At 47.1% G+C, this 15,066-nt stretch carries 12 protein-coding genes; 5 read left to right on the top strand and 7 right to left on the bottom strand.

The window, feature by feature from the left end; genetic code table 11:
* Positions 1–245 precede the first annotated feature (245 nt).
* On the bottom strand, positions 246–1,232 hold the full coding sequence (locus PQG66_RS16080) for a phosphate/phosphite/phosphonate ABC transporter substrate-binding protein (RefSeq protein ID WP_272038772.1): 987 nt from the start codon (positions 1,230–1,232) through the stop codon (positions 246–248).
* Positions 1,233–1,427: 195 nt separating this feature from the next.
* Between PQG66_RS16080 and PQG66_RS16075 the strand changes: the two genes are divergently transcribed.
* Positions 1,428–3,056 (top strand): bifunctional metallophosphatase/5'-nucleotidase, encoded by a 1,629-nt coding sequence (locus PQG66_RS16075; protein WP_272038771.1) that lies wholly within the window; start codon positions 1,428–1,430, stop codon positions 3,054–3,056.
* A gap of 254 nt (positions 3,057–3,310) precedes the next feature.
* Here PQG66_RS16075 and PQG66_RS16070 read toward each other — a convergent pair whose 3' ends face one another.
* The 3 genes from PQG66_RS16070 to PQG66_RS16060 form a co-directional block, all read right to left on the bottom strand.
* Entirely contained in the window at positions 3,311–5,152 is a 1,842-nt protein-coding gene (locus tag PQG66_RS16070) for an ABC transporter ATP-binding protein (RefSeq protein WP_272038770.1), read from the bottom strand.
* Positions 5,133–6,953: an ABC transporter ATP-binding protein gene (locus PQG66_RS16065; RefSeq protein ID WP_272039159.1), complete on the bottom strand. Its 1,821-nt coding sequence runs from the start codon at positions 6,951–6,953 to the stop codon at positions 5,133–5,135. The genes PQG66_RS16070 and PQG66_RS16065 overlap by 20 nt, the downstream gene beginning before the upstream one ends.
* A 259-nt stretch (positions 6,954–7,212) precedes the next feature.
* A complete protein-coding gene (locus PQG66_RS16060) occupies positions 7,213–8,364 on the bottom strand; it encodes a CotH kinase family protein (RefSeq protein ID WP_272038769.1) in 1,152 nt (383 codons plus the stop codon).
* Positions 8,365–8,607: 243 nt separating this feature from the next.
* Here PQG66_RS16060 and PQG66_RS16055 point away from each other — a divergent pair, with 243 nt between their 5' ends.
* The 3 genes from PQG66_RS16055 to PQG66_RS16045 all read left to right on the top strand — a co-directional run bounded on the left by PQG66_RS16055 (position 8,608) and on the right by PQG66_RS16045 (position 11,606).
* Positions 8,608–9,366: a hypothetical protein gene (locus PQG66_RS16055; protein WP_272038768.1), complete on the top strand. Its 759-nt coding sequence runs from the start codon at positions 8,608–8,610 to the stop codon at positions 9,364–9,366.
* 199 nt (positions 9,367–9,565) lie between these two features.
* Complete coding sequence (locus PQG66_RS16050) at positions 9,566–10,921, top strand: arsenic transporter (RefSeq protein WP_272038767.1); 1,356 nt, start codon at positions 9,566–9,568, stop codon at positions 10,919–10,921.
* A gap of 16 nt (positions 10,922–10,937) precedes the next feature.
* Positions 10,938–11,606 (top strand): DUF2642 domain-containing protein, encoded by a 669-nt coding sequence (locus PQG66_RS16045; RefSeq protein ID WP_272038766.1) that lies wholly within the window; start codon positions 10,938–10,940, stop codon positions 11,604–11,606.
* A gap of 174 nt (positions 11,607–11,780) precedes the next feature.
* Here the strand turns inward: PQG66_RS16045 and PQG66_RS16040 are convergent, their stop codons facing one another.
* Positions 11,781–12,521 carry a nuclease-related domain-containing protein gene (locus PQG66_RS16040; protein ID WP_272038765.1) on the bottom strand — a complete coding sequence of 247 codons (741 nt, stop codon included), beginning with the start codon at positions 12,519–12,521 and terminating at the stop codon, positions 11,781–11,783.
* Between the two features lie 241 nt (positions 12,522–12,762).
* Positions 12,763–13,656 (bottom strand): NAD(P)-dependent oxidoreductase, encoded by an 894-nt coding sequence (locus tag PQG66_RS16035; RefSeq protein ID WP_272038764.1) that lies wholly within the window; start codon positions 13,654–13,656, stop codon positions 12,763–12,765.
* A 353-nt stretch (positions 13,657–14,009) separates the two neighbouring features.
* Here PQG66_RS16035 and PQG66_RS16030 point away from each other — a divergent pair, with 353 nt between their 5' ends.
* Positions 14,010–14,534: a hypothetical protein gene (locus tag PQG66_RS16030; RefSeq protein ID WP_272038763.1), complete on the top strand. Its 525-nt coding sequence runs from the start codon at positions 14,010–14,012 to the stop codon at positions 14,532–14,534.
* Positions 14,535–14,770: 236 nt separating this feature from the next.
* On the opposite strand, the gene PQG66_RS16025 is transcribed toward PQG66_RS16030, so the two are convergent.
* Positions 14,771–15,055, bottom strand: a complete 285-nt coding sequence (locus tag PQG66_RS16025; protein ID WP_272038762.1) for a hypothetical protein — start codon at positions 15,053–15,055, stop codon at positions 14,771–14,773.
* Positions 15,056–15,066 lie beyond the last annotated feature (11 nt).

Below are 15,066 nucleotides of genomic sequence, written 5' to 3'. Positions count from 1 at the left end.
CTGTTATCCCCAGATTTTTTTGATTCCCAATTCAAGGGTAAAATCCGGTGATAAAGGCGAACGCTCCGCTTTTCCAGGTTTTTTCTGCCCTCTCCGTTATGGTGTAAATCAATAGTTCAACTTATATAGTTTCCTGCGGCTTTCAGCAGGCACTTGTAATAACGGCACAAGCCAGTGCAGCGTCAATTACGCTGAACTGGCCTGTTTGCTGTACACAAGTCACGAATTGCTTCTGGATCGAAAAACTACTCGGTTTTCACTTTCTCGTTATACTGGCGAACGATGTCGAACTTGCTGTCATCGGACTCCACATAACCTTCGTGCGTGTAGATTTCTTTGATGATCTGGTGACCTTCAGTATCTTTACCGATATCGATGAAGGCTTGTTTGATCTTCGCAGTCCAATCTGCATTCATGTCAGTACGAACAGCAATCGTATCGTTAGGAATAGGCTCAGTGAATGCAAGTACGCGTGTGTCTTCAAAAATAGTTGGGTAGTCTTTGGAAACCGTGTTACGTGCATCTTGGAAAATAGCCGCTGCATCTACATCACCGTTCAGTACGGCGAGAACACCTTGGTCGTGACCCTTAACCGTTACTGGTTGTACATCTTTCAATGGGTCAACGCCGCGATCCAGCAACAAGGCTGCAGGCCATACATAACCAGCGGAAGATGTTACGTTCTGGTAAGCGATCTTTTTACCTTTCAGATCCTCAACCGATTGGATCGGAGAGTCTTTTTTTACAATAATCATAGACTTATAAGAGTCTGCCAGTTGCTCTGTCGGAGCGCCTGTCTCGTCATTCACACCATAACGTTGAGCTTGCAAAATCACCTGAGCAGCCTCTTTTTCTTTTGCAAGTACATAAGCCGTTGGAGGCAGGAAGCCTACATCTACTTTTTTGGAAGCCATTGCTTCAATAATGGTGTTGTAATCTGTTGAAACGCTCACTTTCACCGGAATACCCAGCTTGTCACCAAGCAATTTTTCCAGTGGTTTCGCCTTCGCTTCTAGGGTGTCTGCATTCTGGGAAGGAACGAATTGTACTGTCAGTTCTGTAGGTACATAACCTTCAGCGGTTTTGTCTTTCTCTGCTGAATCGGTCGATGTGCCCGGCGCACTGGAACCATTCTCAGCCCCGTTGGATGTGTTGCTTGTAGCATTAGACCCACATGCACTTAGGAACAGAACCAAAATCAATAATGGTAGAAAAAAAGCAGACTTCTTCAATCGAACACCCTCCAAAAGTTTTTCTAATTTTCAATACTTGTCTACTATAATTGGCAAATATTTGCGTGATGTGAAACGAAATTTGGAGTTTTGTAAAGTTTCCTGGCAGGCTGTCAGCGTGACATTCTTCTGTTAAAATAGGCTCATTGAGTATGCCAGATATATCTAAACTTATATATTAGAGGAGATTGTAAAATGACGCGCACTCTGCCTACGACAAACTTCGATATCCTATTCACTAGTGACCTTCACGGGGCGATTCGCCCGATTCATTACAACACCAATGCTTATCGTCATGCCGGTCTTGCCCTGCTGGCTTCTCTGATTCAGCAAGAACGTGAGCGCTCACCTGAATTGCTGCTAGTCGATAACGGAGACTTGTTGCAAGGCTCCCCTCTAGCTTCTTATGCCGCTTCTCATGGTTCCAAAGATGGTATTCATCCTTTCATAAACGTGTTAAACGAGCTCGGATACGATGCAGCTGTGATGGGCAATCACGAGTTCAACTATGGCCAGGATCTGCTGCATGATGCGGTGAGAAGCTCCTCCTTTCCGTGGCTGTCTGCGAATATTGTTAAACAGGAAGAGCATCCCATTGCTCCGGGTGGAACAGGTACTCCTGCTTTTGGACCTCCATATCTGATTAAAAAGCTCTCTTCCGGTGTGAAAATCGCTTTGCTCGGAGCCACGACACATTACATCCCTAACTGGGAGCACCCGAAAAATATCGAAGGCCTGCACTTCCTGGATGCACTGGAAACCATTCGTACGTGGGTCCATTACATTCGTCAAAACGAGCAGCCTGATGTGCTGGTAGTCAGTTATCATGGGGGATTTGAGTGTGATTTGACAACGGGAGAACCTGCCGAGCGCTTAACCGGGGAAAATCAAGCCTATGCCATATGCCGGGAAATCGATGGCATTGACGTATTACTGACAGGTCATCAGCACCGCCAGTTAACAGCAGAAATCCATGGGGTAACTGTCATTCAACCTGGATTCAATGGTAGTGGATTAGGTCATGTGTCTGTACAGTTGGAGCAATCTCCAAGCGGGGAGTGGAGCATCAAGGACAAGAAAGCGCAGTTGCTAATGCTGGATGAATACCCTGATCTTAAGCCTAACCCAGTGGTCATAAAGGTAACGGAAGAGTTGGAAGCTTCGGCGCAGCAATGGTTGGATCAGCCAATCGGAGAAGTAGCCGGAGATGGGGATCTATCCATATCCAGTGCCACACAGTTGCGGCTTCAGGCACATCCCTTTATTGATTTTGTACATGAGGTGCAGTTGGAAGCAACGGGAGCTCAGATATCCAATACTGCTATGCTAAGTGAAGAGGCTCGTGGATTCGGCAGCCAAATTACGGTTCGGGATGTGTTATCCAACTTCATCTATCCTAACACCTTAACTGTGCTAGAACTGAGCGGAGAGGATATTCGGGAGGCTTTGGAGCAGACTGCACGCTATTTTGAGTTGGAACCTTCCGGGAAAGTCATCGTTAATCCAGCTTACATACAGCCCAAACCTCAACATTATAATTACGACATGTGGGCCGGCATTGAATACGAACTGGACATCTCCCAGCCTGTGGGCAGGCGAGTAGTGAAGCTCGAATGTGAGGGTAAACCGCTGGAGATGGATGGAACGTACGCTGTGGTAATGAACAGTTACCGCGCGGCAGGCGGTGGAGATTATGCGATGTATCCGGGCAAAAAAGTGCTGCACGAAGGCGCTACAGACATGGCTGCACTGGTGGAAGATTATATTCGACGACATCAGCCGTTACAAGTGAGAGAAGTGCATAACTGGAAAGTGACCAGCTGAAACTGATGTGTGTGAAGCTGGGGGATGTCATGGGGATATTATGGGATATGATAAAAGGATATGAGAGATTAACGAATATATAGTAAAAGGACGGGCTGGGTTGATCCAGCTCCGTCCTTTATTTATTTCTTACGAATCTGCTTCTTATCGGAACTCGTGACTTGTGACTCGGAACTTTGGCTTCACTGATACAAGTATCATGTACTTCTCTATTGAGACATCGAATCTACTTGATTCTGTCCTGATTAGCTGCCTTACTGGGCTTTTTTGCGCAACTGGCTGTTGTACAGATCACGATAAAATCCGCCTTGTTTCAGCAGTTCCTCATGTGAACCTTGCTCCAGTAATTGTCCGTCCTTTAACACCAAAATGCGGTCGGCTTGACGGATGGTGTTCAGCCTGTGTGCGATCACAAAGCTGGTACGGCCTTGCATCAGACGCTCCAGCCCTTCCTGAATCTTGATCTCAGTCACCGTATCAATGCTGCTGGTCGCCTCGTCCAGCACCAGAATAGACGGGTCCGCGAGGATTGCCCGGGCAATGGCAAGCAACTGCTTCTGCCCCTGGCTAATCCCACTTCCATCTGCCTGGAGCACCCGGTCATACCCATTCTTCATTCGCATTATAAAGGAATGCGCATTCGCCAGCTTGGAGGCCGCCTCTACCTCTTCATCCGTTGCATCCAAACGTCCAAATCGGATGTTTTCCCGAATGGTTCCCTGGAACAAAAATGAATCTTGCAACACAAAGGCCATGTGTGAGCGAAGACTTTCTCGCCTTATGGTGGTCATTGGATGCCCGTCTACGGTAATCGTTCCATTGGTCGGATCGTAAAAGCGGGATAAGAGCTGAATCAGGGTAGTTTTGCCTGCCCCCGTCGGGCCGACCAACGCAATCATCTCACCCGGCTTAGCCTCAAAGCTGATACCGCGTAGAATCTCTCGCCCTTCATCATATCCAAACGATACCTTATCGAACCGAACGTTGCCCTGTATGTTATCCAGAGCTATCGCAGCCACTTCATCCTTCGTCTCTTCATCCTCGTCTAACACTTCGAATACCCGCTCAGCCCCGGCGATGGCAGACAACAGTGTATTCCACTGATTCGCCAGATCGTTCAATGGACGAGTGAATTGACGCGCATATTCCACAAAAATAATGATAACCCCTACCGTAACCGAGCCTTGAATGGCCAAAATACCACCAATCCCCGCTACGATTGCAAAGCTCAGGTTGTTCAGTCCGTTCATGAGTTTCGGAATAAAACCCGAAATGGTCTGTGCCCAGAATGCAGAAATCCGGATGCGCATATTCCGCTCCTCAAAGCCGCGAATGACGCGTTCTTCCTGTGAAAATGCCTTGATAATCCGCTGCCCGGATAACGTCTCTTCAATATAACCGTTCAGTTCACCCAGATTGCGCTGCCGCTCTTTGAAAAGCGGACCCGTTCTGCGCGTAATCCAGCGCATCCCTAGAGCCATCAGAGGTACCACGATAAATGTAAGTAACGTCAGCAGTGGACTAAGCCACAGCATCACACCTAATGTACCAATCAAGGTTAACACACTCGAAAAAATCTGAATTGCCGAGCTATTTAGTGTGCTACTGACATTCTCGATATCGTTGGTGACTCGGCTCATAATCTCTCCCTGCTGACGTTTGCCAAAGTACGGAATCGGCAGCTTATGCAGATGAGCGAACAGATCGTAACGCATACGGAAGACTGTCTCCTGAGCAATCTCAATCATCCATATATTTTGCAACCAGGATGTGAGGGAAAAAAATACGTACACCGCTGTCAGTCCAAGCAGGAACCAGGTCCAGCTTGAACTTGTCGCCTCTCCAGCGATAAATTGATCAACTGCTACGCCCACCATGTAAGGCCCAAGCAGGGCCAGAGCGGAGCTGGCAAAGACCATGAGCAGTACAAGCGAGAGCTTGAGCTTGCGCCGAGAGAGATAGGCCCAGATCCGTCCAAGTGTCCCTGACCAGTTTTTGGCTCTCGCCTTCGGCTTGCGCTGACCTCCTGAACGAAGAGATTCGGAATCCAGTGAAGGGCGCGGCTGGCGGAAAGGCTCAATGATAGCTTTGAACATACTGTGCACCCTCCCCATATTGTGATTCATGAATTCGGCGGTATAATTCCGACGACTCCATCAAGTCCTCGTGTTTTCCCTGACCGATCAGCCGTCCATCATCCAGGAGCAGAATCAGATCGGCCGAAGTAGTCGAACTGATCTTCTGCGTAATAATAAACGTTGTACATGAAAGCTCCTCGAGTGCATCCAGTAGCTTGCTTTCAGTAGCTACATCCAGCGCACTTGTGCTATCATCCAGAATCAAGATACTTGGGCGACGAACTAATGCTCTCGCAATGGAGAGACGCTGCTTCTGACCACCCGAAAGATTGACACCTCTCTGTCCCAGTTGCGTATCGTACCCCTTCGGCAATTGTTCAATGGTCTCATGAATCTGAGCCCGCTTCGCAGCTTCCACAATCTCATCCATTGTGGCGTCTTCTCGTCCCCAGGCTATATTCTCTCGCACAGAACCAGTAAACAGCACGACTTCCTGAGGAACATAACCAATGGCTCTGCGAAGGGTAGGCAGATCCAGCTCGGACGCATCCACAGCATCAATGCGTACCTCACCTTGTTCTTCCGTATACAGGCGCGGGATCAGCTGCACCAGTGAGGATTTCCCTGATCCGGTTGCCCCCATGATGGCAATTCGCTCGCCTGCTTTTGCCGAAAAGGAGATATCCTCCAGTACTTTGATCTCACTGTTGGGATAACTGAAACCTACCTGACGGAATTCTACCGCACCTTGTATGTTACGAGTTATAGCATCCGCATCCGTATGCGCTGTCCAACTCTCCTGCTCGGCCATTCCAGTCTTTCCATGCTGTGTGGTCTGTTCTCTCTGTCCGGTACGTTCTGTCTCCGATGTATCCTCCGTTTCGAACACTTCATTCAGACGCTGTGCTGAAGCGCTCGCCCGTGAAAAGGTAACCAAGATCCAAGAGAGTGCCGACATCGCTCCGATCGTGCGCAGCAAATAGTTAATCACAGCGACAACTTCTCCAACTGTTGCTGAACCTGACACGATATCCTTCCGTCCAAACCAAAGCACGGTAATAATGCAGCCGTTCATCATAAGCAGCATGAATGGCATCGTTGTCTCCGTCAGACGCAGCGCGGAGATGGTGCCTTTCATCAGCTTGCCGCTAAAAGTGGCAAAGCGTTCAATCTCGTGGCCCATCCGCACAAAAACACGGATCAGCCGGATGCCTGTCAGATTCTCCTGGATGACACCGTTCACGGCATCCAGTCTGCGCTGCACATTGCGGAACAGCAGCGCTGCCTTTTTGATCATCCAAACGACAACGATAAGCAGGATTGGCACCATAACAACGAGCAGCAATCCCAGTCTCGGACTCACCACCACCGCCATGATCATACTGCCGATCACCACGAGCGGAACACGGGTCATGAATCGAAGACTCATAAAGATGGTATCCTGCACTTGCGTCACATCCCCGGTTAACCGAGTGATGAGCGATGAGGTTGCAAAGCGATTGAATACCGCATAGGAAAACGTTTGCATCTTGTCATACAGCTTCTCTCTCAGATCGTATCCAAACCCAAGACTCGCATGGGAAGCAAAAAAGGAACTTGCAATCCCGGCGGCAAACGCTATGACTGCACTACCGACGAGTACACCGCCCCACATCCAAACGACGGCCAGGTCTCCTTGCTGGATACCGTTATCAATGATTTTGGAGATCAGATAAGGCTGAGCCAGCTCCACCGTTAATTCAATCAGCATCATAACTAACGCTGCAATGGCGGCGACCCGGTACTTCTTCAAGTGAACAAACAGCTTGAGCATTCCCATTCCTCCGGCCCGGAGCACGTTTCTGGCAACCTTGCATGAGGCTAAACCGTTAGCTCCGTTATTCTCTTACTTCAACACTATGTAAAATTTCACGTAACCAATACGACTATTATATCGCATTTTCCAGCTGCACATCGCTACGTTCTTCCATTCTTAGTATTACCCCCAAATTTTAACCTGCAATCGACTGCCCCAGAACATGCTGATTTAGCCAAAATAAAATACCCAAGGCAGCGTTGCTCGTTGCCTGGGCATCTTCTTACAACTGGTTTAATGCGTTGGATACATATTCTCGGCGCTCTTTCACATACCTGCGAATCAGCTCCGGTTCATCTAGAAACACGTTCATAGACCACTTTTTAAAAGGGTCTTTCTCCACATCTTCCCGTATCTCATCGTGCAATTGGTACACCAGTGGCATGACTCTCTTCTCCGTAAATGCGTTCTCCAGGTGTTGTTGCATTAATTTCTTGTATCGTTCACGAAATACACGGAATGCGAGCAGACGGCCCGTTAGTTTGTTATACCCTTGGATGCGAACCAGATTCGGATTCACCTTTGCACCGTAACAGTTTCTCCCCCAAGTTCCTTCGTAGTCCCAGGGTAGTATGCCGTATTTTCGACTTCTCGCTTTTTCATACCAGGTATAGTTCTGATGAAATCCGTCGTAGTTGCCTGTCAGCACAGCACCGCTTAACCACCGCAAATAGTTAGTAATGTCTACTCTCGATTGTAAAAAATGAAATAAATCCATGCGGGACTTGGCATTCAATTGTTGAATGAACTGACCTAGTCTTTTTCGATCGCCTGCATCTCCCCGGATAAGACTATATCCAGACAATACATTGGTCCTTGCATCGGTTGACCCGGATGATACAGCAAAATTGGCGTGATCATTAACAGCATAGAAAATGCTTCGGACAGGCATTTTTCTCTGGCGAAAAAAAGAAGATTTCACCCCTTGGATTCGTACATACACTCCTGCAAGCTGATCATTGAGATACAGCACACAGTGGCGCGTAGAAGGCGCAGGAACACCAATGGATTCGAAAAATCGAAACGAAAGTGCATTCCTTAATTGAGATGGATCGTCGTATTCTGCATTAAAGTGGAACGTACGGCTGGAGGTGCGAACCTCGAATGATTTTTTGGCATAAGCACGCGTATGTCCTCCCCGGTACCGAATTCGAATGGGAAGTTGCTTGCCGTCCATCCGCATCGTGCCGTTCGAAAACACCTCTGACCATATGTTCGAAGTTAAGCGCTGGTATTCATTCGCAGACACTTGGATGTGGTAGACAGGTAGAGTCATTTCCATCCGCCTTTCAGTCACCTGTGAGTTTAGCCCGTAGACTGTTACACCATCGTATGCAAAAGCACAGTAGATCGTAAGGGCATATACACAGCCCATTTATGGAACCATACGCAAATTCATTATGTAAACTTGCTGAAAAAACATATCACTAATCTATAAATTACTATTTTTCTCATAGATTACTGCCAATTTACTAGATAAATAGTTGTCTGCTGGTCCCACTTCATCGTAGGACACATATGATTAAACTACAGACAGACTCCAATGGCGAATGGAAGGGATTTAAGTCACAGCCGTCAATGGCCTATCTGAACTTATACCGGGAAGGGGCAACAAACCATGTCTATGAATGGTCAAGGATTGAGAAGTTTGATTGGAAGAGACATCAAGGTTAATCGTGGCGGGCCTGATGCAATACAAGGCACGTTGATGGATGTTCGTTGGGATTATATGGCGATGGGTTGCAAGGAAGGTATTGTGTATGTGAACGAATCCCATGTCAAGAGCATTACGGACACAGGTCGTTCTGGCGGTGTCAGAGGAGCGGTCGGGAATCCAATTCCGTCGAACACCTTCCTCGGTGTTATGCAGGCACTTCGCTTCCGTCATGTTCAGATTAACCGTGGAGGCCCTGAAAAAGTAGCAGGCGTTCTGGCAGAGGCTAACCAAAGTCAATTGATACTGACATTGAAAAACCAGGAGATCATTCGTATTCCGTTGCAGCATGTTAAGTCTGTCTCGATTGTTCGTGGAAGCAACAATAATAACAATAACAGCAACAGCAATAACAACAGTAACAATAACAATACAAGCCAGGGAAATAGAACACAAAACAACCAATCCGGTGGCAATCGTTCGCAAGGGAATCGCAATGTAGCGAATCAGTCACAGGGCAATCAATCCCAAGGCAACAAATCTCAAGGCAATAAGTCTCAAGGAAACAAAGCACAAGGCAATAAATCTAACGGGAATCGCTGGTCCAACAACAAGTCCAGAGGGAACCAATCCCAAGCGAATCAATCTCGTGGGAACAAGTCTCAAGGGAACAAAGCTCAGGGGAATCAATCTCGTGGAAATAAGTCAGGTGGCAAACGGTAATTTGAGTCTTCTAAGTCTGCAAAGGAAATAAGATACTGCCAGTCTAAAGGGGGGAATTATCATGCTGATCTTTATTGCAATCATCTTGACAGGTGTGCCTTTGTATTGGATCGTTATCCCGGGAAGGCCTGCCCCGACCCATGAACATTTAATTCAGTCTTCACAAAGACTTCTCCCCCTGGGAGGTGAATCACAGTAAATGCCTGATTACCAGTTGTGGTTAACTCTCGGGATATTTATAGTTACTGTTATTTTCCTCATGTGGCGGCCTGGCGGATTAAACGAATCCATCCCCACTTCGGTTGGCGCACTGCTTCTTGTGATAACGGGTGTGAGTAGTTGGATGCATATCTTGAATATTTTTGAGATTGTTTCTGGCGCAGCGATCACGATTCTCTCTACCATTGTCATGTCCATTATTCTAGATAGCATCGGCTTTTTTCGCTGGATCGCTGTGAATATGATTGAGAAGGCACGAGGCTCCGGCTTGCGATTATTCTGGCTCGTTCTATTACTCTGTTTTCTCATGACCATCTTTTTCAACAACGATGGAAGCATTCTGATCACTACCCCAATTATCATTCGAATCTGTTCCATGTTACGTCTAAAAATCCATCAGCAGTTACCCTACCTCATATCCGGTGCACTCATTGCTACAGCCTCCAGTGCTCCTATCGGACTCAGTAATCTAGCTAATCTGATCGCGTTAAAGATGGTTGGATTGAACTTGAACACCTATACTCAGATGATGTTTGTACCCTCTATGCTCGGGATTATCGTCATGACTCTGCTGTTACTCTATTATTTTCGCAAGAGTATACCCAAAACTATTCATCATTTCCCCGTGTCTATGCAGAACTCATCTGGTTCAGGTTATCATCCGCTCCAGACAGCCGAATCCGATAATTCCAAAAACAAGGTAGACTGGTGGTTATTCCGTGTCTGTATCGGGATCGTCGTGTTCATTCGGGCAGGTTATTTCCTTGCAGAACAATTCGGCATTCATATGGAGATTGTGGCCATCACCGGAGTTGTTCTCATGCTCACTGTACGATGGTATCGTACACGATCTGGACTGAAAGATGTTGTTACACAGACGCCATGGCATATTCTTCTCTTTGCTTTCAGCATCTATATTATTGTGGACAGTCTTCACCGGGCCGGAATGACAACATGGATTACCGAAATCATCGGTCCGATTGCAGCAAGTGGAGACGCCACACTTATTGCTGTATCCGGGTTACTGCTTACTACACTGTCTAATTTGTTCAACAATCTGCCTTCGGTTATGATCGGAACATTTGCTGTTACTGACCTTCACTTGAGTGAAACCCAGGTGCATTTGGCATACCTCGCCAATATACTGGGCAGTGACATTGGTGCACTATTGACTCCTATAGGCACACTTGCCACTTTGATATGGATGTATATATTACGGACTCATCATATTCGAGTCTCTTGGAAACAGTATATGAAGGTAACCTTTATTGTGATACCTCTCAGTCTAATTGTTAGCCTCTTTTCCTTATATATTTGGGTCGCTATGCTGTTTTGATAGGGGGTAAAATACTGTGAAACCTGCAGCAACGTGGTTAGGTAAAAGCATCGAGTTCGAACTGTCGGGCTGTAAGATGCCTATTCAGGGGGAAGTCATTGATGCAGGTGAGGACATCATGGTGGTGTATGGGAATCAACGCTACATTTATGTGCCGCTTCATCATCTTCAAACGATGTGTTTTATGAATTCAGAGAAGAACTCCAATACCATAGATGTAACTGCCCCTGATCCTGAAATGGACCATAACGATATCTCTTACCGAAAAGTATTAATGAATGCTCGTGCAAAATTCAGCGAAATCTCCATTGGTGGACGAACCCTGCATGGTTATATTACTAGCATTATGAACGATTACTTTATCTTCTACTCGCCGATACATCAATCCGTATATGTTTCCATTCACCATCTGAAATATATCATCCCTTCTCCCTCCGAAAGTAGACCTTTTGCTATGGACCATCAACATTTCCCGATCCAGCCATCATCACTCTCACTCTCTCGCACTCTCGATCAACAATTACAGAAAATGGTAGGAGGGCTCGTAGTTTTGAACTTAAGTTACAAGCCTGAACAGACGGGATTGCTCAAAAGTATAAATGGCAAGTTACTGGAAGTAATCGATGCAGAAGGTTCCGCACGTATCATGCACACCAGTCATATTCAAACGCTTCATCTGCCTTAATCGTTAAAAGGAGAAGAACAACAAACAGGGATACTCCAGAGCATCGTACAATAGCTCGAAGTATCCCTGTTGCATGTAGTTTGTGCTGACCTCTGACCCTTGACTCTGGGTTCTGAAAACTTGGTAGCTCATTCATTCAGCCGATCGAATAGTTACTGTTTAACTGGTTCCTGACTACTTGATCCCTTTGGCCTTGGCCATATGCTCGGCCCGGACCTGATAATCTGTTGTATTCGCTGCATTCAGCATGTTCCAGATCATCTGTGTATCCTGCTCTTTATATAAGGTTTCGGGAAGTTCAGCCTCCAGCCGTTCTGTCTTGCGCTGGATGGTCTCCACCAATTCATGATCGTAGATAACCATCTCATCGGAATTGACATACCTTACGTCTGGATCCACACTGATCCGGCAGCGGTTGGTGAATGTCACCATGGAGACAAGCCGAACACGCTTGTAGTCTCCGAGATGTGCCTGAATCGCTTCAACACGAGCACGATGCTGCATGAGCGGATTATACATTTTGACCCGGCTACTGCTCACCGACCAATTCGCCTCCCGGCGGCCACCACGAATCTCTCCGGTGGTCAGGTTGCGGGTCTCGATGACAAAGATTGCTCGCGGACCAATCACCACATGATCAATCTGTGAATACCCCGAACGTGACTTCGGATTGGTAACCAGCAGATCGTTCAACACTTTATATTCGCTTGGCAACCCAAGAAGAAGCTCGGCAGTTGTTGGTTCTTGCGGGACGCTGATCCAATCGGAATCCGATTTTTTCTTCTTGCGCCGACTACGCGCCATGCGTGGAGGGATCGCTGTAGCTGTCGGCACAGCCGCAGCTGAAACAGAATCGGTAAGCGGGCTCACAAGCTCTGACTGAGTCTTGAACAGAGACAAGATTTTTTTGAACATGGGCAAGCTCCGTTCTATTTATATTGGTACAATCATTATGTAAACTTCTATAACTTATGTCGGATAAAGTCGAACAAAAATAAAGGGATATTCGATAAATTCAATGATTTGTTATAAGTACACGACATGATATACCCTAATCTGCGATTTCAGACACACCTTTGGCTCAACATAAAAAGAAAAAGACAGCATCCCCTTCCCCCAAGCCAAAGAGTCCACTGTCATTTTCTCATGTTCAACTTCAGGCCTGAAGATAGTAGGTGTACAGCACCTGTGTACCTTTCTCGTCCAAACCGTTCTTCGATATTTCCTGATAGAGGGATTCCGCCAGAGCCAGTCCCGGCGTTGTCATGCCCATCGCTTGAGCAGATTCAAGGGCAATGCCCATGTCTTTGATAAAATGTTTCACATAGAATCCCGGCTCATAGTCGCCTGCGATCATACGCGGTCCGAGGTTGCTGAGCGACCAGCTTCCGGCTGCGCCTGTTGCTATACTCTTCAGCACATTCTCCGCGTCCAGTCCCGACGTCTTGGCATAGGCGAGCGCTTCGCATACGCCAAGCATGCCAGAGGCGATGGCAATCTGGTTGCACATCTTGGTATGCTGCCCGGCGCCCGGCTTGCCTTGCAGCACAATGTTGGTGCCCATCAGCTCAAAGATCGGACGCACCGCTTCATAGGCGTCCTCGTTACCGCCCACCATAATGGACAGCTTGGCGTCCCGAGCGCCAATGTCACCGCCGGATACAGGCGCGTCCAGTGCGTGCAGACCTTTGGCTTCGGCCGCCTCCGCAATGCGGGCTGCCAGCAGCGGGCTGGATGTGGTCATGTCAATCAGATATGAACCCGGCTTAGCATGAGCAACAAGCCCAGCTTCTCCGAGATAAATCTCCTCTACATCCTTGGGGTAACCTACCATGGTAATGATCACATCACATGCAGCAGCCAAGTCTGCCGGCGTTTCATGCCAGACAGCCCCTTCCTTCACGAGCGCTTCTGCCTTAGCGGCAGTGCGCGTGTATACATGAAGCGGATAACCTGCACGCTGAATGTGACCAGCCATGCTTTTCCCCATAACGCCTGTTCCAATAAAACCTACTGTAATCTCTTCAGGTGATTTTGTTGATATGGTCATTGTGTGTTCCTCCCTGTTTGTTCAGTGAAACCGTCGGAGCTCTCGATCTACTCGTCCTGAATACTCATCCTGCATAGCTTGATCTATACCTTATACAGTACATGTTATCGCTTTCTTTCTATTGCGTCCATCTCGGTCTGATATTTTGTTGAAACTCAGCATGAGGGATTTCAGTCGTTATATTTTCAACACAACATAGTGATCTTCATTCTAACCTCTCCTATGCCGGCTCATTTCCAAATCGTAGTCTTACGCGCAATCTTGTAGAATGAATCCTTGAAAAATCAGGCATGTTTTTGGAAAATATAGCTCATACTACCTTCAGGAAAATTTTGAAGGAGTGACAAGACAACATGAGTATAAAATGCATAGCTGCTATTGGAGCGATTCTGGCATGTACCTCGTTAGTTTGGGGATGCGGGACTAACAGCGGAAACGGCAACCATACGGCAATGGATCAGTCTCAGCAAACTGAACAGGCCCAGAGCTGGGGAGATCCCAAACGGTTAGAAGCTTCTCACCTTGAAGCTCTGGAACGGATGGAGAAAGATCACATTCATCGCATGGTCTCTCTAAGCGTCAACACCGATGGTGATCAAGTCATGACAACGCTGGAACGTTCAAGTCAAAAACTCGAAGAGATGAGACCGCTCGCCGAGATGCTTCAATATGAAGGCCAACCTGCCCTGCTGCAACGCATTCAAGAGATGTCCGGGGATATCGAAGGCTCCAAAAATGCAGTAGCCAAAATGAAGAACAGCACTCGGTCTGGAAAAATCAAAATTCAATCGTCGAAAACTGATGCCCTTCACCATATCAGCAGTTTTCGGGACTACCATGAGTATGTGCAAGGTCAGGTCAAGGTAATGAATAAATAACAACGGACCTTCAGCCTCGCAGATCTTAGCCATCCACATATAAATGAAAATAGTTAGATTCGGAGCTTCTTCTCACCCGATTCTAACTATTTTTTGTTGAGTCTATATCCAAAGGATCGTAGTCATAACTGTTAATTTGAGTGGATACGTTAAAGATAATAAAAATGTAGCCATCAATAATAAAGGAAATTAACAATAGACTGAGGAACGTCCCTTTATCAGTTTCATATTCCCCGTCACTCCACCCAAAGGGATGCCCAGATAAATATACAGAAGAACACGACAGGTGCAAGCGCTCCAGTAGCGATCCATATCCACAGCTTAGCTGGCCTGCCACTTTTCCATGATTCCTTGAGTCCATTCAAACGCTTATTGCGCCCGTTGGTAGCTTGTAGCTGACGAATCATTCGCTGCATAACTCGCTGCCGCCCTTCCCCTTGCGGTATGTCTACCAGTGCACGGTGCAATTCTTCGTATAGACGCGCCTCTTCCAGACTTGTCTCCGGATGCAATGTATTCATAGACATTCCTC

The organism is Paenibacillus sp. JJ-100, from assembly GCF_948329825.1.
Lineage (GTDB): Bacteria > Bacillota > Bacilli > Paenibacillales > Paenibacillaceae > Paenibacillus.
The sequence above is the reverse complement of the archived record's forward strand: the minus strand, read 5'-3'. Positions and strand labels throughout refer to the sequence as shown.